This window comes from Aeromonas sp. FDAARGOS 1406, assembly GCF_019048565.1.
GTDB lineage: Bacteria > Pseudomonadota > Gammaproteobacteria > Enterobacterales > Aeromonadaceae > Aeromonas > Aeromonas caviae.
This window is the reverse complement of record NZ_CP077378.1, coordinates 2,589,982-2,609,570: the sequence shown is the minus strand read 5'-3', so window position 1 is coordinate 2,609,570 and position 19,589 is coordinate 2,589,982. Positions and strand designations below refer to the sequence as shown.

Sequence of the window (19,589 nt, the reverse complement as noted above, 5' to 3'; positions counted from 1 at the left end):
AGATTGAAGCCTATAAAAAAGCCCCGCTCATCGAGCGGGGCTTTTGCATTCTGGAGGGCGGGAGCAATCAGACCTTCCAGGCTTTCCAGGTGTTGATCAGGCCGTTGGTGGAGCCGTCGTGGCTGGTGACGGCCTCATCGGTGCCCAGCTCCGGCAGGATCTTGTTGGCCAGCTGTTTGCCCAGCTCCACACCCCACTGGTCGAAGGAGAAGATGTTCCAGATTGCGCCCTGTACGAAGATCTTGTGCTCGTACATGGCGATCAGGGAGCCGAGGGTTTTCGGGGTCAGCTGCTTGAACAGGATGGAGTTGGTCGGGCGGTTGCCTTCGAACACCTTGAACGGCACCAGATCCTTGACTTGCTCCAGCGTCTTGCCGGCGGCCAGGAACTCGGCCTCCACCGCTTCCTTGCTCTTGCCGAAGGCCAGGGCTTCGGTCTGGGCGAAGAAGTTGGCCAGGAGCTTCGGATGGTGGTCACCGATGGGGTTATGGCTGATGGCCGGCGCCAGGAAGTCGCAGGGGATCAGCTTGGTGCCCTGATGGATCAGCTGGTAGAAGGCGTGCTGGCCGTTGGTGCCCGGCTCACCCCAGATGATGGGACCGGTCTGGTAGTCAACCGGATTGCCGTCGCGATCCACGTACTTGCCGTTGGACTCCATGTTGCCTTGCTGGAAGTAGGCAGGGAAGCGATGCATGTACTGATCGTACGGCAGGATGGCTTCGGACTCGGCACCATGGAAGTTGTTGTACCACAGGCCGATCAGGGCCAGCAGTACGGGCACGTTCTGCTCATAGGCGGCAGTGGCGAAGTGCATGTCCATCTCGAAGGCGCCTTGCAGCAGGGCCTCGAAGTGCTCGAAGCCGAGGGAGAGGGCGATGGGCATGCCGATGGCGGACCAGGAGGAGTAACGGCCGCCGACCCAGTCCCAGAACTCGAACATGTTGTCGGTGTCGATGCCGAACTCGGCCACGGCCTTGCCGTTGGTAGACAGGGCGGCGAAGTGCTTGGCCACGTGAGCCTTGTCACCGGCGTGACCGAGGAACCAGTCGCGGGCGGTCAGGGCGTTGGTCATGGTCTCCTGGGTGGTGAAGGTCTTTGAGGCCACCAGGAACAGGGTGGTTTCCGGATCGATCTTCTTGAGCGTCTCGGCGATGTGGGTGCCGTCGACGTTGGAGACGAAGTGCATCTCCAGGTGATTCTTGTAGGGGCGCAGGGCCTCGGTGATCATGACGGGGCCCAGATCGGAGCCACCAATGCCGATGTTGACCACGTGCTGGATGGCCTTGCCGGTATAGCCCTTCCACTCGCCACCGATGACCTTCTCGCAGAAGCCCTTCATCTTGGCCAGTACGGCGTTCACTTCCGGCATCACGTCCTTGCCGTCAACCTCGATGGGACGGTCGGAGCGGTTGCGCAGGGCGGTGTGCAGTACGGCGCGTCCTTCGGTCATGTTGATCTTGTCGCCGTTGAACATGGCGTCGATGGCGCTGCGCAGATCGGTCTCGCCAGCCAGGTTCACCAGCAGCTTGAGGGTCTCTTCGGTGATCAGGTTCTTGGAGTAGTCGACCAGGATGTCGCCACCGAAGGTGAGGGAGAACTTGTCAAAACGCTTGGGATCCTGTGCGAACAGATCCTTGAGACGCATCTCCTTGTTGGCTGCAAAATGGGCTTCCAGTGCCTGCCAGGCCTGGGTCCGGGTTGGATTGATATTTTTCATAGGATTATCAGTCTTCCAAGTTGTGTTTGAACCTTGCAGGCAAGGCTCCCGCCAAACCTTATTATGCGAGCATTATACCGGGCACTCCGTGCGCCCCGTGTAACAGAGCATTACCAATTGTCTGCAACGAGGGAGTGTACAACCAAAACAGTGCGATTATGAGTCACCCAGTACCCCGGGATCTTGCGTTCGCGCATGCTTGTTCGGGTTGAAAAGGCTTTCATTTCAAGGGGAGCACGGCCGTGGCTCTGGAAAGCTGGCGTGACAGATAAAAGGGTATTCAACAGACGCTCATCGGACGGTTTTTTGAGCAGACGCAAATGGCGGGCAACAGACGCTGGCTACCATATGAGCCGAATGGACGAGATCTCCCAGGGATGGCCAAGGTATGGAATCAATGGTGTGGAATGAGGAGATCGAGATGAAAGCCCTGTTATCCCTGTTTGCCCTGAGCCTGATCGCCACCGGCCTCATCGGCTTGCTGACCCTGACGCTGGCCAATGCGGCGCCGACGCTGGAGATCCGCGTGATGGTGGTGATCGGAGCCGTGCTGGGGGGCTATGTGCTGATGCAGCCCCTGCTCAACCGGGTTGCACGCCGGCTGGGGTGAGAACGCGGTGCTATCTGGTGCGCAAGACCGGCCTGTGGCCGGTTTTTTCATGTCACAGAAGGCAGAAACGACAGTGCCAGCCCGAAGGCTGGCACTGGAGAACGTACACCGAGGATCAATCCGCCGTCTTCTGCATGTGAACCACACGCTGGGGGAAGGGGATCTCAATGCCCTCGGCGTCGAAGGTGAGCTTCACCTTCTCGTGGAAGTCGAACCAGACACCCCAGTAATCACCGGTCTTGACCCAGGGACGCACCACGATGTTGACTGAGGAGTCGGCCAGCGCGGCAACGGCAATGGTGGCTGCCGGCTCCTTCAGGATGCGGGGCTCTTCGCTCACCAGCCGCTCCAGGATCTGTTTGGCCTTGCGGAGATCCGAGCCGTAGCCGATGCCGAAGGTCATGTCGACGCGGCGGGTATCCATGCGCGAGTAGTTGACGATGGTGCCGTTGAGGATGGCGGAGTTGGGCACTACCACCATCTTGTTGTCACCCGAGGTGAGGGTGGTGGTGAAGAGCTGGACCGATTGCACCACGCCATTGGTGCCTGCCACCTCGATAAATTCCCCTGCCTTGATGGGGCGGAAGATGATGAGCAGGAAACCGGCGGCAAAGTTGGAGAGAGAGCCCTGCAGCGCCAGACCGATGGCCAGACCGGCGGCACCGATAATGGCGACGAAGGAGGCGGTCTGCACCCCGACCCGGCCCAGGGCGGCGATCACCACGAACACCAGGATGGTGTATTTGAGGATGCTGCCGACGAAGTGGGTAACGGTGGTGTCCAGCTTGCGGGTCTGCATCACCTTGACCACGCCACCGCTGAGAAGGTTGGCTGCAATGTAACCGACCAGCAGGGTGATCAGGGCGGCGGCGATGTTGACCGCATACTCGATGATCAGTCCCTGGTTGTTGGTCAGCCAGGTCTGTGCTTCGGTAATGATCTCGGGTTCCATAGGATGTCCTGTTGGTGTGAAGATTTATGGCAGATGAATGTAACACTTGAGCGCGACAAGCTGGGTCGCATCTGGTGCTTGTCTCTTCTTTTGTGCCACAAAAAGCAAGGGAGGCCAAGGCCTCCCGTTTTGTCACAACCCTGCTGGCGCAGGAGCGCATCGAATGTACGCACTCAGCTTTGCAGCAGCTGGCTGCGGATAAACTGCCACTGATCTTCAAACCCGGCAGTGGGTTTGATTTTGAGCTCGGAGCAGACGTGCATTGGTTGATGCGGTCTGCTGGCTCAGCTTTGCAGCAGCTGGCTGCGGATGAACTGCCACTGATCTTCAAAGCCGGCAGTGGGCTTGATTTTGAACTCGGAGCGGACGTGCATTGGTGGATGCGGTCTTTGCAGCTGCTGGCTGCGGATGAACTGCCACTGATCTTCAAACCCGGCGGTGGGTTTGATTGTGAGCTCGGAGCAGACGTGCATTGGTTGATGCGGTCTGCTGGCTCAGCTTTGCAGCAGCTGGCTGCGGATAAACTGCCACTGATCTTCAAAGCCGGCAGTGGGCTTGATTGTGAACTCCGAGCGGACGTGCATTGGTTGATGCGGTCTGCTGGCTCAGCTTTGCAGCAGCTGGCTGCGGATGAACTGCCACTGATCTTCAAACCCGGCAGTGGGTTTGATTTTGAACTCGGAGCGGACGTGCATTGGTTGATGCGGTCTGCTGGCTCAGCTTTGCAGCAGCTGGCTGCGGATAAACTGCCACTGATCTTCAAACCCGGCGGTGGGCTTGATTTTGAACTCCGAGCGGACGAACTGGCTGATGCGGCCCTCGGTATAGGCCAGCAGCAGGTTGGCCAGCATGGTCTCGTCGAGCTGGAAGCCCTGGCCTTCCCGCAGCCGTTTCTCGCGCAGTACCTGCTTGATCTGGGTCTCCAGCTTGTCGAACAGGATGCTGATGCGATCACGCAGCCGATCGTGTTCGCCCAGCAGGGCATCGCCATTGAGAATGCGGGTGATGCCGGGGTTGCGCTCGGCGAACACCAGCAGCAGCTGCAGTATGTGATGGCAGCGGGACATGGTGTCCTTCTCTTCGGCCATGATCAGGTTGACCCGTGACAGCAGGGAATCCTCGATAAAGTCGATCAGCCCCTCGAACATCCTCGCCTTGCTGGGAAAATGCCGGTAGAGGGCCGCCTCGGACACGCCCACCTCGGCCGCGAGGCGTGCCGTGGTGATGCGCTGGCCCGGGCTGGTTTCCAGCATGTGGGCGAGTGCCTGCAGGATCTGATCGCGCCGACTCTGTTTCTGGTTACTGCTTGCCATGGATTCCCCTAAAAAAACAATGGCTTGATTCTATTATTTGGCACGTGCCCCAGGGGGCCGTGTGGTCTTGTTATTGGCGACCAGAAGAACCAAACCCGCCTTCACCCCGTTCACTCTGATTGAATTCGTCGACCAGCTGGAAGCTGGCCTGTACCACCGGCAGGATCACCAGCTGGGCGATGCGCTCGCCAGGCTGCATGGTGAAGCTGTCGTTGCCACGGTTCCAGACCGAGACCATCAACTGACCCTGGTAGTCGGAGTCGATGAGGCCGACCAGGTTGCCCAGCACGATGCCGTGCTTATGGCCGAGGCCGGAGCGGGGCAGGATGGTGGCGCACAGACCCGGATCCTGGATGTGAATGGCCAGCCCGGTCGGCACCAGCGTGGTGTCGCCCGGGGCCAGGGTCAGCGGGGCATCCAGCAGGGCGCGCAAGTCCATGCCAGCGGAGCCCGGTGTGGCGTAGGCGGGCAGCGGGAAGTCGGTGCCGATGCGGGCATCCAGGATTTTCAGTTCAATTTGTGTCGTCATGAATCTTTTTCAATTGGATCGCCTGGCGATCGGGTGGTACTGCAGGAGCCTGGGGCTCCCGGCATGTTCAATGGGCTCAGGGTCGATAATGGCGTGCAATCAGGGCGACAAGATGACGGGCGAGCGTCAGCTTATCGGCCAGGGGCAGGGCGGCTTGACCCCCTTGCCAGAAGACGGTCAGGGCGTTGTCATCGGCATTGAAGCCCTGGCCTGCACGGGACACATCGTTGGCTGCGATCATGTCCAGCCGCTTACGTCGAAGTTTGTCGAGGGCGTATTGTTCCACATCCACGGTTTCGGCGGCAAATCCGACGGTGAAGGGTTTGTCTGACAACGCCCCCACATCGGCGATGATGTCGGGGTTTTTGACCAGGGTCAGCTGCATCTGGTCGTTGTCGCTGGTCTTCTTGATCTTTTGCTCGGCCACCTGGGCGGGACGGTAGTCGGCGACTGCAGCGCAGCCGATAAAGAGGTCGCACTCACCGACCCGGCTCATCACTGCTTCGTGCATCTGCAGGGCACTCTCCACATCGATGCGGGTAACGCCGGCCGGGGTGGTCAGTGCCACCGGGCCGCTCACCAGGGTCACCTCCGCGCCCGCTTCGCGCGCGGCGCGGGCGATGGCGTAGCCCATCTTGCCGGAGCTGTGGTTGCTGATATAGCGCACCGGATCGAGCGCCTCGCGGGTCGGCCCGGCGGTGAGCAGCAGCCTGACGCCTGCCAGGAGCGGTTCGGCGGCGAGCTGCTGGCAGCAGCGTTCCACCAGTTCCAGGGGATCCAGCATCCGGCCCGGGCCCACGTCGCCGCAGGCCTGGCTGCCGGAATCCGGCCCCCACAGCTGAATGCCGCGCTCGGCGAGGGTCTGGAGGTTGGCCTGGGTGGCGGCGTTGCGGTACATCTGCTGGTTCATGGCTGGCGCCAGGGCGATAGTCGCCGGGGTGGCAAGGCAGAGGGTGGTGAGCAGCTCGTCCGCCATGCCGGCGGCCATGCGGGCCATCAGGTTGGCGCTGGCGGGGGCGATCAGCACCAGATCGGCCCACTTGGCCAGCTCGATGTGGCCCATGCCCGCCTCGGCAGCCGGGTCGAGCAGACTGTCGGCCACCGGGTGGCCTGAGACGGCTTGCAGGGTCAGCGGGGTGATGAACTCCTTGGCGGAGCGGGTCATCACCACTCGCACCTCGGCCCCCTGATCTTTCAGGCGACGTACCAGTTCGGCACTCTTGTAGGCGGCGATCCCGCCACTGACACCCAACAGGATGCGTTTATCGGCCAATCTCATCTGCTGCATCTCTTCCGGCTCACTCTGACTGGTCGGCTAAGATAGCACAGGCAATGGGTGGCGACAGAGGCTGACATGGGGGAGTTGTGGTCGGGCTCGCGGGATTCTTTGCTATGTTTTCTCTCAATAGCCATGAGGGAGAGACAAATGAGCATCAAGGAGTGGCCGGAAGAGGAGCGCCCGAGGGAAAAGCTGCTGCGCCGAGGGGCGGCGACGCTCTCCGATGCCGAACTGCTGGCCATCTTCTTGCGCACCGGGGTCAGTGGGTTGAGTGCGGTGGATCTCTCCCGCCAGTTGTTGCAGCAGTTTGGTTCCCTGCGGGCACTGCTGGGAGCCGAGCAGCAGGATTTTTGTGGCGCTCACGGGCTGGGACCTGCCAAGTATGCCCAGTTGCAGGCGGTACTGGAGATGGGGCGGCGCCATCTGGCCGAACAGTTGCAACGGGGAGAGGCGCTCACCTCGCCCGGGCTTACCCGTGACTTTCTGCAAGCCCAGTTGCGGGATCGGGGGAGGGAGGTGTTCGCCCTGCTGCTGCTCGACAACCAGCACAGGGTCATCCGGTTTGTCGAACTTTTTTACGGCACCCTCGACTCGGCGAGCGTCTGGCCCAGAGAAATCGTGCAGATCGCGCTCAAACATAATGCAGCCGCCGTGATTCTGGCGCATAATCACTCGTCCGGCGTGGCCGAGCCCAGTCGGGCGGACCGCCAGATCACGGATCGGATCCTGGCCGCCCTGGCCCTGGTCGATATCAGAGTGCTTGATCACCTGGTGATCGGTGATGGCATCACGGTTTCTTTCGCAGAGCGTGGTTGGTTGTGACTGGGCTCTGGCACTGTATTAGTTGATCTTTGATCACGGATGCTGTATAAAATGCCGCCTTCTGTTTGCCCCGCAATCGAAGGCCAGCGGGGCAGATATTTGCTCGAGCAATGAAGTAAGATTTGGAGAGACTGACATGTCTAGAGTATGCCAAGTAACCGGCAAGCGCCCGGCAGTTGGTAACAACCGTTCGCACGCTAACAACGCTACCAAGCGTCGTTTCCTGCCGAACCTGCACACTCACCGTTTCTGGGTTGAGAGTGAAAAACGCTTCGTGAGCCTGCGCGTATCCGCAAAAGGCATGCGTATCATCGACAAGCGCGGCGTTGAAGTGGTTCTGGCTGAACTGCGTGCCAGCGGCGTTAAGGTATAAGGAATTAGATCATGGCTAAAGGTATTCGCGATAAGATTCGCCTGAACTCCAGCGCCGGTACTGGTCACTTCTATACCACTACCAAGAACAAGCGCACCATGCCCGAAAAAATGGAGATCAAGAAATTTGATCCCGTGATTCGTCAGCATGTGATCTACAAAGAAGGCAAAATCAAGTAATTACTTGGTTTCGCTGCAAAAACCCGGCCTCGTGCCGGGTTTTTTTATGGCTGGAATTCAGTACACTGCCGATTCGAAGGGAGGCTAGCCATGTTCAAACTGAGCCGCAAAGGCTGGAACAACGTGATCATCGTGGTCGTGTTGATCGTCATTACCCTGTTGCACCGACTGGAGCAGGCCCAGCAGGAGAACAGTGCCAAACGCGTGCGTCCGCTGTTGCCGGAGAGCACCGTGGTGCTGACCTGGCAGGGGCCGAGCTGGCAGATAGAGCGTATCGGCCAGGGCTGGCGCAGCGTGCCGGATCTGGGGCTTGGCAGCGCCCAGCTGGCGGCCCGCATCGAGATGTGGCAAGGCTGGCTGCTGCCCCCCGGCGAGCCCGTGCGCGGCACCCCGGTGACCCTCAAGATCTGGATCGCCGGACAGAGCGATCCGGTGGAAGTCGGGCTCTATCAGGACGACGGCAAGTTTGCCGCTCTGCTGCCCTCCTCGACCTGGCTCAGCCTGAGTCAGGCGCAATACCGTGACCTGATGCGTCCCATTCCCTGAACGAGAGATCGCCCATGCCTGAATTACCGGAAGTCGAAGTCAGCCGCCAGGGCATCTCCCCCTGGCTTACCGGCATCAAGGTGACCCGCGTGGTGGTGCGGGACGGCCGCTTGCGCTGGCCCGTGCCCGGCGAGATCCAGGAGCTGGTGGATCTCGTCATCCACCGGGTCAGCCGCCGCGCCAAATACCTGTTGCTGGAGACCGACTTCGGCACCGCCATCCTCCATCTCGGGATGTCCGGCAGCCTGCGGGTGCTGGACATCGGCACCCCGGCCGAGAAGCACGATCACGTGGATATCGAGCTGGCCAACGGCAAGCTGCTGCGGCTCAACGATCCGCGCCGTTTTGGCGCCCTGCTGTGGACCCGCGAACCGGCCGAGGCCCATGCCCTGCTCGCCAAGCTGGGGCCGGAACCCCTCACCGATGCCTTCCATGCCGATTACCTGCGGGAGAGGGCGAAGGGGCGCAGCACCGCCATCAAGCAGTTCCTGATGGACAACCACGTGGTGGTCGGGGTGGGCAACATCTACGCCAACGAGGCGCTCTATGCCGCCGGCATTCATCCAAGGCGGGCGGCGGGCAACATCAGCGCCGAGCGGCTGGGCACCCTGGTGAGCGAGATCAAGCGGGTGCTGGCCGAAGCCATTCGCCAGGGAGGCACCACCCTCAAGGATTTCACCAGCGCCGACGGCAAGCCGGGCTATTTCGTGCAGCAGCTGCAGGTTTACGGCCGTGGCGGCCAGCCCTGTTTCCACTGCCACACCCTGCTCACCGAAGTGAAGATGGGCCAGCGAACCACGGTGTTCTGCTCCCACTGCCAACGCTGAAAGTGGGATTTTTGAGCCGGAACCGGCCAAGTTGTAAGAGAGTATTTCCGGTCTGTTGAAGCGGCGTCAGCCCATGACTACTATCTCGCCAGTTCAGGCTGCGAGGTAATAAAATGACAGCTAAATCAATAGACTGGGAACATTTATCCCGGCAGGGGCACTATTGTGCCCACGATATGGCCCGCTTCCTCTATCCCGAAGACAGCGCCCGCAAGACCTTCAATCGCGGCAAGTTTTTGCTGCGCAGTCTGCTCTACCGTGCGCAGTTGAACCGGGTGTTCGAGCTGTTCCAGAGCGCCCCCCTGCGGGCGCTTCCCGCCCGCCACCCCGAGCTGCTCGACAAGCCGATGCGCCCCTATCGCTTCGCCTGCTCGACGGTGAACCAGCGGGTCAAGATGGTGGAGGATCACTACCGCCTGCTGCTGGGCCTCTACCCCGAGCTCATCGACCCGCTCTATCTGGGGGAGGGGATAGTGCTGGGCCATTATCCCGATGGCGGCTGGCGCATCGTGCTGCGTCACGACGGCACCTTCCGCCGGGAGGCGGAGCTGGCGCTCTCCATCGTCAACGCGCGGGGGTAGCGACTCTACAGCTGTGCCTTCTCCCTGGCGGGCAACGAACAGGAGTTGGCCCTGGTGATCGGGTCGGTGCAGGGGCCAGAGCCCTGTGTCGAGCAGCCCCAGGAGCAGGTGCGGGCATTGACCCGGGCGGGTCAGGGTCTGAGACCCAAGTCGCTGGTGGTGATGCTGGTGATGGCGCTGGCCGGGGCCATGGGCGCCCACCGGGTCTGTGCGGTGCGCATGGAGGCCCACATCTTCCAGGCAAGACGGTACAGCAAGAAGAAGAAAGCCTGCCTGCAGGCGGACTACGACGAGCTGTGGCAGGAGTTTGGCGCCCTCGATCAGGACGCCAACTTCGTGCGGCTGCAACCCGTTGTGCGCAAGCCGCTGGAGGAGATCGCCTCCAAGAAGCGGGCCATGTACCGGCGCCGTTACGAGTGGCTCGATCAGCTGGAGCTGGCGATCCGCCAGCAGTTTGCCCACAGCTAGGCGTGCAGTGCGTTGATGCAACCAGGGCTACCCGCGGGTAGCCCTTGTTCGTTTCTGCCCATCAGGGGAGGGGATTAGCGCTGCTGCTTGGCGGCAATGGCCTGAGCCACCAGGGGGTCGACGAATTGGTGGATGTCACCTCCGTGCAGCGCCACCTCCTTCACCAGGGTGGAGGAGATGAAGGAGTTCTCCTCCGCCGGGGTGAGGAAGACGCTCTCCAGGGTGGGCATCAGGCGACGGTTCATGTTGGCGAGCTGGAACTCGTATTCGAAGTCGGAGACGGCGCGCAGGCCGCGGATCAGCACGTTGGCCTGCTCCTCCCTGGCAAAATCCACCAGCAGGCCGGAGAAGCCCACCACCTTGACGTTGGGCAGGTGAGCCGTCACCTGCCTGGCCAGCTGAACGCGCTCCTCGAGATCGAACAGCGGCCGTTTGCTCGGGCTGTTGGCCACTCCGACCACCACCTCGTCGAACAGTCTGGCGGCGCGGCCAATGAGATCGGTATGGCCGTTGGTGATGGGATCGAAGGTGCCGGGATAGATTACCTTGTTGGTCATGCTGCTGATTCCTGAAACCGGAAAACTGGTCGCATTATAGGGGCTGTTGCCGGTTTGTCGCGACCGGGATGGCGCGGATTTCGGGCGCTGATCGGCGGCCGGGGTCGCACAAATCGGAGCCCCGTGGCGTCTTCGCTTGAGAATCGCCCTGCATCAGGCAAGAATACCCGCATCGCGCATCAAGCCTCCTTCGCTGGTGACAGGGAGCATAGGGATTTTTTATGAAACGTATTCTGGTAGTCCGCAATGACAAGATTGGTGACTTCATGCTGGCGTGGCCGAGCTTTGCCATGCTCAAGCGCTCCATGGAGTGTCATGTGACTGCCCTGGTTCCCGCCTACACGGCGCCCTTGGCCCGCCTCTGCCCCTGGATCGACGAGATCATCCTGGATCCGGGTGCCCGGGCCGACAAGGAGCAGCAACGCGCCCTGCTGGCGCGCATCAAGGCGGCCGCCTTCGATGCCTCCATCTGCCTCTTCTCCAACACCCGCAATGCCAAGCTGGTGTGGAAGGCGCACATTCCCTACCGGCTGGCCCCGGCCACCAAGCTGGCCCAGGTGCTCTACAACCAGCGCCTGGTGCAGCGCCGCTCCCGCTCCCAGAAGCCGGAGTACGAATACAACCTGGATCTGGTGCGCCGCTTCCTCGCCGATCAGCATCAGACCGTGGTGGAGCCACAAGGACCCTACCTCGGCTTCGACCCCGAGAGCCTGCTGCAGGTGCGCGAGCAGGTCGCCGCCCGTCTCAGGCTCGACGCCAGCCGCCCCTGGCTGATGGTGCATGCGGGCAGCGGCGGCTCGGCCAACAACCTCTCCATCGAGCAGTACTCGCGCCTCATCATCAAGCTCAACCAGGCCTGTCCCGAGTTGCAGTGCGTGTTGACGGCAGGGCCGGGGGAGGAGGGGAAGGCGGAGCAGTTGGCGGCGGAACTGCTGGCCCATGGGGGCAACGGCTGGATCTATCGCTCCGACGAGGGGCTGCCGAAGTTCTGCCAGGTGATGGCCAACGCCGCCCTGTTCGTGGCGGGCAGCACTGGGCCCCTGCACATCGCCGCGGCCATGGACGTGCCGACCGTCGGTTTCTTCCCGGCACACCGTTCGGCGACGCCGCTGCGCTGGCGGCCGCTCAACGGCGAGGGGCGCCATCTGCCCTTCAGCCCGCCGGAAGACAGCGACCACCCGGAGGACATGAGCCAACTCGATCCCAAGGCCATGGCGGCAGAGATCGCCCGCTGGGCGCCGCCCTTCTGGCGCGCCGAGCGCTGAGAGCGCACATAGAACATACAGACCAGCCTACCGGGCGTGGTCCCCATCAGCCCCTTGACGGGCCGGCCCGGGCCCCGGGCAGGGGAAACCTGTCGGTATAAGCCGGAGTCGGGTCATGTTGCCAATATCCATGCATTCGGCTTATTGCGGCCAGTTTTCGTCCGTGGCGCCCGGGTTTGCGCCGTGAGCGGCCCCGCGAGGGCTGCTCCCGCTCCATGGCAACAGGGTTTGCCCCTTGTTCCGCTGGAACAAGGGGTGAGTGATTAATGCGATGTTTGAGGCGCGATGCCCTATTTCGGCTGCTGGGGCTGCTGGCGAACCCAGAGATCGGCGTATTTGACGAAGGTGGAGTGGGCGGAGAGGATGGCCAGCAGCAGGCCCTGCTTGCCGTCGAGGAAACCGGCCTTGAGCAGGTACATCTTGAGGAAGCAGCCGACGGCGTGGACCAGCCCCTGGCCGAGGGATCCCTTCTTGCCGCGGGCGGTGCACTGATCGGCCCATGCGCGGGCGTAGCCGGCGGATTTGACCAGGTAGTGTTCCAGATCCCGGTAGGTGTAGTGGAGGAGGTCGCCCTGCAGGTTGACGATCTTCATGTTGGCGCGCACCTCCACCTTCTCGTGTACCAGCGCCTCGTTGTAGCCGGTCAGCGCCTTGGGGTAGAGGCGCAGCACCCGATCCGGGTACCAGCCGCTGTGGCGGATGAAGCGGCCGAACACCCAGGAGAGGCGCGGGATGGAGTAGATGGTGTCGCTGGCCGGGTTGGCCATGACCCCCTGGATGGCTTCCCTGAGTTCCGGGGTGAGCCGCTCGTCCGCGTCCAGCCACAGCACCCATTCCGACTGGACATGGGACTGGGCGAGGCGGCGCTGACGGCCGAAACCGGGCCAGGTGGTGTTGACGAAGAAGCGGGCGCCAAATTCGGCGGCGATGGCCGGGGTGTCATCCTGACTGCCGGAGTCGAGAATGACGATTTCATCCGCCAGGCCTTCGAGGGAGGCGAGGCAGGCGCGCAGGTTGTCGGCTTCGTTCTTGACGATCAGGACGGCCGCCAGGGTCGGTTTTTTCACAGGCAAGGGACTCTTGTTGGCACCCGGCGGGCGGGTCATGCTCGGATTGGCGCCCATTCTAGCCTAAAACCCCGCGCGGGGCATGACCCGAGGGCCCGGTGGGCCCGCTTTTGAATGCGGGGGAAGGGAGATCTCTGCTACCCGGCAGTTGGTGGCCCAGGGCACGCCGTGTCCGGGTGGAAGAGGGCCTCATGAGGGATGCGCGGGGGAGCAGATCCTGCCAGGTAGGCGTTTTGCGGGAGCAGACGGGTATCTTCTGTTATTTCTTCGGCCTTTCTTGGGGCATAATCTCGCCCAGTAACGATCAACAGCCGGGCCAGTCCCGAGAGAAGACGCGCGATGAAGATATTGGTGATCGGCCCCTCCTGGGTCGGCGACATGGTGATGTCCCAGAGCCTCTACAAGGCGCTCAAGAGCAACCACCCGGGCAGCGAGCTCCATGTGATGGCGCCGGCCTGGTGCGTTGCGCTGCTGGAGCGCATGCCCGAGGTGGACAAGGCCATCCCCATGCCGCTTGGCCACGGTGACTTCAAGCTGGGGGCACGCCGCCGCCTTGGCAAGCAGTTGGCCGCCGAGCAGTACGATCAGGCCATCATCCAGCCCAACTCCATGAAGTCGGCCCTCATCCCCTGGTTTGCCAGGATCCCGGTGCGCACCGGCTGGAAGGGGGAGCACCGCTTCGGTCTGCTCAACGACATGCGCAGCAACAAGCAGGCCTTCCCGCTGATGGTGGAAGGCTATGTGGCTCTGGCCTACCCCAAGGGGCAGATGAAGAGTCGGGACGACATTCCCGCTATTCCCCATCCCTCCCTGCACGTGGATCTCATCAACCAGGGCAAGGCGCTGGAGCGGCTCGGCCTGAATCGTGCCCGCCCTGTGCTGGTACTCTGTCCGGGGGCCGAGTTCGGCCCGGCCAAACGTTGGCCGGAGGGGCATTACGCCGTGGTGGCGCAAAAGCACCTCGACGAGGGGTGGCAGGTGTGGATCTTCGGCTCGGGCAAGGACGTGGACGTGGCCAACACCATCCGCGATCGGATCAACCCCCTGTCGCGCCCCAACTGCCACGTGCTGGCGGGCAAGACCAGCCTGCACGAGGCGATCGATCTGATGGCGCTGGCCGGTCGGGTCATCGCCAACGACTCGGGCCTGATGCACGTGGCGGCCGCCCTCAACCGGCCGCTGATCGGCGTCTACGGCTCCACCTCGCCCCTCTATACCCCACCGCTGGCGGACAGGGTCGAGATCGTCCACACCGACATCGAGTGCCGCCCCTGCTTCAAGCGCACCTGCAAGTTCGGCCACCTCAAGTGCCTGATCGAGCTGATGCCGGAACAGGTCATCGAGGCGGGAAATCGGCTGGAGCGTGGTGAAACGGCAGATCTGACCATAGTGCGGCAGCCGGTGGAATCCTCTGCTGCTGAACCAGGTAATAGCTAGCATGATCTACCGGTTGCTCTACAACCTGCTGATCCACCTGGGGTTGCCCCTGGCGTTGCTGGCGCTCTACAAGCCCAAAAAAGGCAAGCCCGGCTTCGGGGCGCGCTGGGCCGAGCATCTGGGACGATTGCCGCCGACCGGACAGGAGGCTCCCCTCTGGATCCATGCGGTGAGCGTGGGGGAGACCCTGGCCATCACCTCCTTCATCCGCGCCCTCAAGGCCGAGCGCCCCGAGCTGCCCATCCTGCTCACCACCACCACCCGCACCGGCGCCGAACAGGCAGCCAAGCTTGGGGATCTGGTGGTGCATCGCTATGCGCCTCTCGACTACCCCTGGGCCGTCTCGGCGTTTCTGAGCACCGTCAAGCCCCGCGCCCTCTGGGTGATGGAGACAGAGCTGTGGCCGAACTGGCTGGCGGCCTGCGAGGCACGCCACCTGCCGGTGACCATCCTCAATGCCCGCCTCTCGGAGCGATCCTGTCAGCGCTATGGTCGCTTCCAGGGCGCATTCGATGCCCTGAGCCGCCCGCTGACCCACCTGCTGTGCCAGCATCAGGACGATGCGGATCGCTTCCATCGGCTGGGGATAGGGCGCAACCGGCTGGCGGTGACCGGCTCCATCAAGTTCGACATCCAGTTTGGCGACGAGGTGCAGGCCAGGGGCCGTGCCCTGCGCCAGCAACTGGGGGAGGCACGACCTGTCTGGATCGCCGCCAGTACCCACCAGGGGGAAGACGAGCTGGTGCTGGCTGCCTTTGATCGGGTGCTCAAGGCCCACCCCTCCGCCCTGCTGATCCTGGTGCCGCGCCATCCCGAGCGTTTCGATCGGGTGGCCGAGCTGTGCGCCCCCTACGGTTGCGTGCGGCGCACGGCGGGCAGTGCGGTCGGCGAGAGCGACAAGATCTACCTGGGTGACACCATGGGCGAGCTGCCGCTGATGCTGGCGGCGGCGGATCTCGCCTTTGTCGGTGGCAGCCTGGTGCCCGTGGGCGGTCACAACCTGCTGGAACCGGCGGCGCTGGGCAAACCCTGCTTGACCGGCCCCGTCTATTTCAACTTCAGCGACATCACCCGCCAGCTGGTGGCCCAGGGTGGCGCGGCCGTGGTGGCGGACGCCGAGGCGCTCGGCCACCGGGTGAGTACCCTGCTCGGCGATGCCCCTGCTCGCCGCGAGATGGGGGAGCAGGCCCGCGCCGTGGTGCTGCGCAATCAGGGGGCGCTGGCGCGCACCCTCTCCCATTGCCTCGCCAGCCTGGAAAGTGACGACTGAGGCGGGGCGGCGTGGTGGCCGCCCCGCCAGCATGTCTGCCAAACCCCGGGAGACAATCCGCGCCTCTTTCCTTTATGCTCTGCCCTTTGCCCCTGACCCTGTGATGCTCCGATGAACCGCGCTCCCCTGCTGTTGATGATACTGGTCACCCTGCTGGCCGCCGCTGGCTGGCTCTTCTCGAAAGAGGCGATTCGTGAACTGCCCACCGCCGCCTTTATCGGCAGCCGCTTCCTGCTGGCCGCCCTGCTGCTGTTGCCGCTCGCCTGGTTGCGCGAGCCGCCCCCCAGTGGCTCACAACTGCTGCGTGCCGCCGGGTGCGGCACCTTGCTCGGGGCCAGCCTGCTGTTCTGGGTTACCGCCATCAGCCAGAGCGATGCGCTCGGCAGCGGCGCCTTCATCATGAGCGTGGCCACCCTGATGGCGCCGCTCGCCGCCTGGGCCGCCTTCAAGGCCAGACCCGGCCGCCACTACTGGTTGACTCTGCCCGTGGCCGTCGCGGGTCTGCTGTTGCTCTCCAGCAGCACCCACTGGGGTGTGTCGCTCTCCCTGTTCTGGTTTCTGGCGGCGGCCGCCACCCTGGGGGTCCAGCTCGCGGTGCACCGCCATTTCGCCCAGTCCATCCCCCCTACCTGGCTCACCTGCATCCAGTTGGCGGTGACCGGACTGCTCGGCACCCTGCTCTCCCTGCTGACCGAGCAGTGGCCCGCCAGCATCGGCACTGGTATCTGGGGCTGGTTTGCGGCCAGCGTCCTGATCGCCACCACATTGCGCTACTGGCTGCTCACCCACGCCCTGAGCCGGATGACCACGGCCCACGCCGCCCTGCTGATGCTGCTCGAACCGGTCTGGACTCTTATCCTGAGCACCCTCTTCTATGACGAACCCCTGGGCTCCGCCAAGCTGGCCGGCGCCGGCCTGGTGCTGGGCGCCCTGGTGCTCTACCAGCTTCCCCTGCTGCTGCGCAGCCGAAGGCTGAAGTCACCGGTCTAGCCTGCGCGGGTGGGGGATGCATAGAAAAGAAGGAGAGGGTCTGCATGGCAGACCCTCTTTGCGTGATGGTACATGTCGGGCTCCCTTTGCTAGGGGTTGCCATCAGTCAAGCGGCTGAGCGCTGCGGGAAACGAGCATAAAAAAGCCCCCGGGTGGCGGGGGCTGGTGCATCGATGAGGGAGATCACTCGATGTTCTGGATCTGCTCGCGCATCTGCTCGATGAGCACTTTCAACTCGACGGCGGACTGGGTCACCTCGGCGTTGATGGACTTGGAACCGAGGGTGTTCGACTCGCGGTTGAACTCTTGCATCATGAAGTCGAGACGACGGCCACAGGCGCCACCCTTCTTCATGATCTTGTTGGTTTCGCTGATGTGCATCTCCAGGCGATCCAGCTCTTCGGCCACGTCGATCTTCTGGGCCAGCAGCACGATCTCCTGCTCGATGCGGGCCGGGTCCAGCTCCACCTTGGCTTCGGCCAGCCGGTCGGTGAGCTTCTGGCGCTGCCACTCGATGATCTGCGGCAGGTGCTCGCGCACCTTCTTCACTTCTACCTGGATGCCGGCCAGACGCTGTTCGATCAGCGCCTTGAGGTTGGCCCCTTCGCTGGCGCGTGAGGCGAGGAAATCTTCCATGGTCAGGTCAAATCCGCCCAGCAGCTCGGTGGCAACCGCATCCATGTCCTGCTCGGCGGCAGCCATCACGCCCGGCCAGCGCAGCACGTCGACCGGGTTGAGCTGGCCCTGGCCCGCTTCCTTCATTACCCAGTTGGCGCTGTCGATGATGAGCTTGGCCAGCTCTTCATTGATGTGCAGCTGGCTGGCAGCGGCTTGCGCGGCCTCGAAACGCAGGTTGCACTCCACCTTGCCGCGCTGCAGCTTGGCGCGGAAGCGCTCACGCAGAACCGGCTCCAGGCTGCGCAGTTGTTCCGGCAGGCGAATGTAGGTCTCCAGATAGCGCTGGTTGACCGAACGAATTTCCCAAACGGCTGTGCCCCAGTCGCCCTTGAGTTCCTTGCGGGCGTAGGCGGTCATGCTGTGAATCATTGATTGTTCCGGGCTTGATGAAGTGTGGGGCCAGTATACTCAGCCAGCCCTGCTCCGTCAGCCGACAGCGTGGTTTTAGCGGCTGATATTTGGGCTGGGATCACTTATACTCCTGCGCCAATTCAGCCAGCCCAGAGGTCAGTCCCATGTCCCGTCCCAGCGATCGCAGCGCCGCCCAGGTGCGTCCGGTAACCATCACCCGCCACTTCACCAAGCATGCTGAAGGGTCCGTGCTGGTGGAATTCGGCCATACCCGTGTGCTCTGCACCGCCAGCGTCGACACCAGCGTGCCGCGCTTCCTCAAAGGCAAGGGGCAGGGGTGGGTCACTGCCGAGTACGGCATGCTGCCGCGCTCCACCCACTCCCGGATGAACCGCGAAGCGGCCTCCGGCAAGCAGAGCGGCCGCACCCTGGAGATCTCCCGTCTGATCGCCCGCTCCCTGCGCGCGGCGGTAGACTTGAGCGCTCTGGGCGAGCACACCATTACCGTTGACTGCGACGTGTTGCAAGCCGACGGAGGTACCCGTACCGCCGCCATCACCGGTGCCTGTGTGGCGCTGGTGGATGCGCTGAACTGGATGGTGGAGAAGGGGCTGATCAAACAGAGCCCGCTCAAGCAGATGATCGCGGCCGTCTCCGTCGGTATGTATGAAGGGGAAGCCATCTGCGATCTGGAGTACATCGAAGACTCCGCCGCCGAGACCGACATGAACGTGGTGATGACCGAAGATGGTCGCATCATCGAGGTGCAGGGCACCGCGGAGGCCGAACCCTTCACCCACGAGGAGCTGCTGGCCATGCTGGCGCTGGCCAAGGGCGGTATTGCCGACATTATTGCGCTGCAGAAGCAGTCACTTGCATGATTTTAAAAACGCGGCATTGACCGCGTTTTTTTATACCCCCACACAAGACAACGACAAGCCAAGCAAGGAGCCAGAATGAAAGCCTACCAGCGTCAATTTATCGAGTTCGCCCTGGAGAAACAGGTCCTCAAATTCGGTGAATTTACCCTGAAATCCGGTCGTAAAAGCCCCTACTTCTTCAACGCCGGCCTGTTCAACAGCGGCCGCGATCTGGCCCGTCTCGGCCGCTTCTATGCCGCCGCCCTGATGGATGCCGGTATCGAGTTTGATGTGCTGTTTGGCCCGGCCTACAAGGGGATCCCCATCGCCTCCGCCACCGCCGTGCAACTGGTGGAGCAGCACGACGTGGACGTGCCCTGGTGCTTCAACCGCAAGGAGGCAAAGGATCACGGCGAGGGCGGCAATCTGGTGGGCAGCCCGCTCAAGGGGCGCATCATGCTGGTGGACGATGTCATCACTGCCGGCACCGCCATCCGCGAATCCATGGATCTGATCCAGGCCAACGGCGCCTCCCTGGCTGGCGTGCTGATCGCGCTGGACCGTCAGGAGAAGGGCAAGGGCGAGCTCTCCGCCATTCAGGAAGTGGAGCGTGACTACGGCGCTCACATCATCGCCATCATCCAGATGAGCGACTTGATCCAGTATCTGGAAGAGAAGCAGGCCGAACAGCCGGAGCTGGCGGCGCAACTGGCCGCCATGAAGGCTTACCGCGCCCAGTACGGTATCTGAGTCGCCGCGTATACCGCGCAATAGTTGAAGGCGGCGCCCGTTTGTTCTCTGGCAGCAAACGGGCGCCGTTTTTTTCATCTGAAAAAAGTGGATCATGTGGCTTGAGTTTGCCCTTACAGTAAAGGTTAGGGTTTGCCAGTCGGCGTTTTGTGGTGCCGACGGGTTCCG

At 62.7% G+C, this 19,589-nt stretch carries 20 protein-coding genes and 3 pseudogenes; 13 read left to right on the top strand and 10 right to left on the bottom strand.

The window, feature by feature from the left end:
* Window positions 1–67 precede the first annotated feature (67 nt).
* A complete protein-coding gene (gene pgi, locus I6L36_RS12245; RefSeq protein WP_053287980.1) occupies window positions 68–1,717 on the bottom strand; it encodes a glucose-6-phosphate isomerase in 1,650 nt (549 codons plus the stop codon).
* A gap of 421 nt (window positions 1,718–2,138) precedes the next feature.
* Between pgi and I6L36_RS12240 the strand changes: the two genes are divergently transcribed.
* Complete coding sequence (locus tag I6L36_RS12240) at window positions 2,139–2,327, top strand: hypothetical protein (protein ID WP_053288183.1); 189 nt, start codon at window positions 2,139–2,141, stop codon at window positions 2,325–2,327.
* 115 nt (window positions 2,328–2,442) lie between these two features.
* On the opposite strand, the gene I6L36_RS12235 is transcribed toward I6L36_RS12240, so the two are convergent.
* The 6 genes and pseudogenes from I6L36_RS12235 to coaBC form a co-directional block, all read right to left on the bottom strand.
* Entirely contained in the window at window positions 2,443–3,279 is an 837-nt protein-coding gene (locus tag I6L36_RS12235) for a mechanosensitive ion channel domain-containing protein (RefSeq protein WP_039040993.1), read from the bottom strand.
* 284 nt (window positions 3,280–3,563) lie between these two features.
* A pseudogene (locus I6L36_RS12230) lies at window positions 3,564–3,647 on the bottom strand (nucleoid occlusion factor SlmA); the annotation flags it as partial.
* Between the two features lie 126 nt (window positions 3,648–3,773).
* A pseudogene (locus I6L36_RS12225) lies at window positions 3,774–3,857 on the bottom strand (nucleoid occlusion factor SlmA); the annotation flags it as partial.
* A 138-nt stretch (window positions 3,858–3,995) separates the two neighbouring features.
* Entirely contained in the window at window positions 3,996–4,592 is a 597-nt protein-coding gene (gene slmA, locus I6L36_RS12220; protein ID WP_005307475.1) for a nucleoid occlusion factor SlmA, read from the bottom strand.
* 70 nt (window positions 4,593–4,662) lie between these two features.
* Entirely contained in the window at window positions 4,663–5,121 is a 459-nt protein-coding gene (dut, locus tag I6L36_RS12215; RefSeq protein WP_010676116.1) for a dUTP diphosphatase, read from the bottom strand.
* Between the two features lie 76 nt (window positions 5,122–5,197).
* Window positions 5,198–6,400, bottom strand: coding sequence for a bifunctional phosphopantothenoylcysteine decarboxylase/phosphopantothenate--cysteine ligase CoaBC (gene coaBC / locus I6L36_RS12210; RefSeq protein WP_053287981.1), 1,203 nt, complete (start codon window positions 6,398–6,400; stop codon window positions 5,198–5,200).
* Window positions 6,401–6,547: 147 nt separating this feature from the next.
* Between coaBC and radC the strand changes: the two genes are divergently transcribed.
* The 6 genes and pseudogenes from radC (at window position 6,548) to I6L36_RS12180 (ending at window position 10,196) form a co-directional block, all read left to right on the top strand.
* The gene (gene radC / locus I6L36_RS12205) at window positions 6,548–7,222 is read left to right on the top strand and encodes a DNA repair protein RadC (RefSeq protein ID WP_216986702.1); all 675 of its coding nucleotides are present in this window, start codon (window positions 6,548–6,550) and stop codon (window positions 7,220–7,222) included.
* A 136-nt stretch (window positions 7,223–7,358) separates the two neighbouring features.
* Entirely contained in the window at window positions 7,359–7,595 is a 237-nt protein-coding gene (gene rpmB / locus I6L36_RS12200; RefSeq protein WP_005307492.1) for a 50S ribosomal protein L28, read from the top strand.
* An 11-nt stretch (window positions 7,596–7,606) separates the two neighbouring features.
* Entirely contained in the window at window positions 7,607–7,774 is a 168-nt protein-coding gene (rpmG, locus tag I6L36_RS12195; protein WP_005323752.1) for a 50S ribosomal protein L33, read from the top strand.
* Between the two features lie 90 nt (window positions 7,775–7,864).
* On the top strand, window positions 7,865–8,320 hold the full coding sequence (locus tag I6L36_RS12190; RefSeq protein ID WP_053287982.1) for a hypothetical protein: 456 nt from the start codon (window positions 7,865–7,867) through the stop codon (window positions 8,318–8,320).
* Window positions 8,321–8,334: 14 nt separating this feature from the next.
* Window positions 8,335–9,147 (top strand): bifunctional DNA-formamidopyrimidine glycosylase/DNA-(apurinic or apyrimidinic site) lyase, encoded by an 813-nt coding sequence (gene mutM / locus I6L36_RS12185; protein WP_010676112.1) that lies wholly within the window; start codon window positions 8,335–8,337, stop codon window positions 9,145–9,147.
* Between the two features lie 176 nt (window positions 9,148–9,323).
* Window positions 9,324–10,196: pseudogene (locus I6L36_RS12180) on the top strand (VirK/YbjX family protein).
* Window positions 10,197–10,270: 74 nt separating this feature from the next.
* Here I6L36_RS12180 and coaD read toward each other — a convergent pair.
* Complete coding sequence (gene coaD / locus I6L36_RS12175; RefSeq protein ID WP_216986701.1) at window positions 10,271–10,753, bottom strand: pantetheine-phosphate adenylyltransferase; 483 nt, start codon at window positions 10,751–10,753, stop codon at window positions 10,271–10,273.
* Between the two features lie 221 nt (window positions 10,754–10,974).
* Here coaD and I6L36_RS12170 point away from each other — a divergent pair, with 221 nt between their 5' ends.
* On the top strand, window positions 10,975–12,018 hold the full coding sequence (locus tag I6L36_RS12170; protein ID WP_010676109.1) for a glycosyltransferase family 9 protein: 1,044 nt from the start codon (window positions 10,975–10,977) through the stop codon (window positions 12,016–12,018).
* Window positions 12,019–12,308: 290 nt separating this feature from the next.
* Here the strand turns inward: I6L36_RS12170 and I6L36_RS12165 are convergent, their stop codons facing one another.
* Complete coding sequence (locus tag I6L36_RS12165) at window positions 12,309–13,085, bottom strand: glycosyltransferase family 2 protein (protein ID WP_201921194.1); 777 nt, start codon at window positions 13,083–13,085, stop codon at window positions 12,309–12,311.
* Between the two features lie 339 nt (window positions 13,086–13,424).
* Between I6L36_RS12165 and waaF the strand changes: the two genes are divergently transcribed.
* From waaF to I6L36_RS12150, 3 genes are all read left to right on the top strand, one after another.
* Window positions 13,425–14,522: a lipopolysaccharide heptosyltransferase II gene (gene waaF, locus I6L36_RS12160; RefSeq protein ID WP_010676107.1), complete on the top strand. Its 1,098-nt coding sequence runs from the start codon at window positions 13,425–13,427 to the stop codon at window positions 14,520–14,522.
* 1 nt (window position 14,523) lies between these two features.
* On the top strand, window positions 14,524–15,792 hold the full coding sequence (gene waaA, locus I6L36_RS12155; RefSeq protein WP_201921197.1) for a lipid IV(A) 3-deoxy-D-manno-octulosonic acid transferase: 1,269 nt from the start codon (window positions 14,524–14,526) through the stop codon (window positions 15,790–15,792).
* A 111-nt stretch (window positions 15,793–15,903) separates the two neighbouring features.
* Window positions 15,904–16,782, top strand: coding sequence for a DMT family transporter (locus I6L36_RS12150; protein WP_053287986.1), 879 nt, complete (start codon window positions 15,904–15,906; stop codon window positions 16,780–16,782).
* Window positions 16,783–16,965: 183 nt separating this feature from the next.
* Here the strand turns inward: I6L36_RS12150 and I6L36_RS12145 are convergent, their stop codons facing one another.
* The gene (locus tag I6L36_RS12145) at window positions 16,966–17,829 is read right to left on the bottom strand and encodes a YicC/YloC family endoribonuclease (RefSeq protein WP_053287987.1); all 864 of its coding nucleotides are present in this window, start codon (window positions 17,827–17,829) and stop codon (window positions 16,966–16,968) included.
* A 146-nt stretch (window positions 17,830–17,975) separates the two neighbouring features.
* Between I6L36_RS12145 and rph the strand changes: the two genes are divergently transcribed.
* Window positions 17,976–18,692, top strand: a complete 717-nt coding sequence (gene rph / locus I6L36_RS12140) for a ribonuclease PH (RefSeq protein ID WP_042864731.1) — start codon at window positions 17,976–17,978, stop codon at window positions 18,690–18,692.
* 75 nt (window positions 18,693–18,767) lie between these two features.
* Window positions 18,768–19,421, top strand: coding sequence for an orotate phosphoribosyltransferase (pyrE, locus tag I6L36_RS12135; protein ID WP_010676102.1), 654 nt, complete (start codon window positions 18,768–18,770; stop codon window positions 19,419–19,421).
* Window positions 19,422–19,589 lie beyond the last annotated feature (168 nt).

Coding starts and splice junctions, on each gene's coding strand:
- I6L36_RS12145 (WP_053287987.1), bottom strand. CDS start 17,829: ATGATTCACAGCATGACCGCCTACGCCCGCAAGGAACTCAAGGGCGAC.
- mutM (WP_010676112.1), top strand. CDS start 8,335: ATGCCTGAATTACCGGAAGTCGAAGTCAGCCGCCAGGGCATCTCCCCC.
- I6L36_RS12150 (WP_053287986.1), top strand. CDS start 15,904: ATGAACCGCGCTCCCCTGCTGTTGATGATACTGGTCACCCTGCTGGCC.
- dut (WP_010676116.1), bottom strand. CDS start 5,121: ATGACGACACAAATTGAACTGAAAATCCTGGATGCCCGCATCGGCACC.
- rpmG (WP_005323752.1), top strand. CDS start 7,607: ATGGCTAAAGGTATTCGCGATAAGATTCGCCTGAACTCCAGCGCCGGT.
- I6L36_RS12190 (WP_053287982.1), top strand. CDS start 7,865: ATGTTCAAACTGAGCCGCAAAGGCTGGAACAACGTGATCATCGTGGTC.
- radC (WP_216986702.1), top strand. CDS start 6,548: ATGAGCATCAAGGAGTGGCCGGAAGAGGAGCGCCCGAGGGAAAAGCTG.
- rpmB (WP_005307492.1), top strand. CDS start 7,359: ATGTCTAGAGTATGCCAAGTAACCGGCAAGCGCCCGGCAGTTGGTAAC.
- I6L36_RS12170 (WP_010676109.1), top strand. CDS start 10,975: ATGAAACGTATTCTGGTAGTCCGCAATGACAAGATTGGTGACTTCATG.
- coaD (WP_216986701.1), bottom strand. CDS start 10,753: ATGACCAACAAGGTAATCTATCCCGGCACCTTCGATCCCATCACCAAC.
- waaF (WP_010676107.1), top strand. CDS start 13,425: ATGAAGATATTGGTGATCGGCCCCTCCTGGGTCGGCGACATGGTGATG.
- rph (WP_042864731.1), top strand. CDS start 17,976: ATGTCCCGTCCCAGCGATCGCAGCGCCGCCCAGGTGCGTCCGGTAACC.
- coaBC (WP_053287981.1), bottom strand. CDS start 6,400: ATGAGATTGGCCGATAAACGCATCCTGTTGGGTGTCAGTGGCGGGATC.
- slmA (WP_005307475.1), bottom strand. CDS start 4,592: ATGGCAAGCAGTAACCAGAAACAGAGTCGGCGCGATCAGATCCTGCAG.
- pgi (WP_053287980.1), bottom strand. CDS start 1,717: ATGAAAAATATCAATCCAACCCGGACCCAGGCCTGGCAGGCACTGGAA.
- pyrE (WP_010676102.1), top strand. CDS start 18,768: ATGAAAGCCTACCAGCGTCAATTTATCGAGTTCGCCCTGGAGAAACAG.
- waaA (WP_201921197.1), top strand. CDS start 14,524: ATGATCTACCGGTTGCTCTACAACCTGCTGATCCACCTGGGGTTGCCC.
- I6L36_RS12235 (WP_039040993.1), bottom strand. CDS start 3,279: ATGGAACCCGAGATCATTACCGAAGCACAGACCTGGCTGACCAACAAC.
- I6L36_RS12240 (WP_053288183.1), top strand. CDS start 2,139: ATGAAAGCCCTGTTATCCCTGTTTGCCCTGAGCCTGATCGCCACCGGC.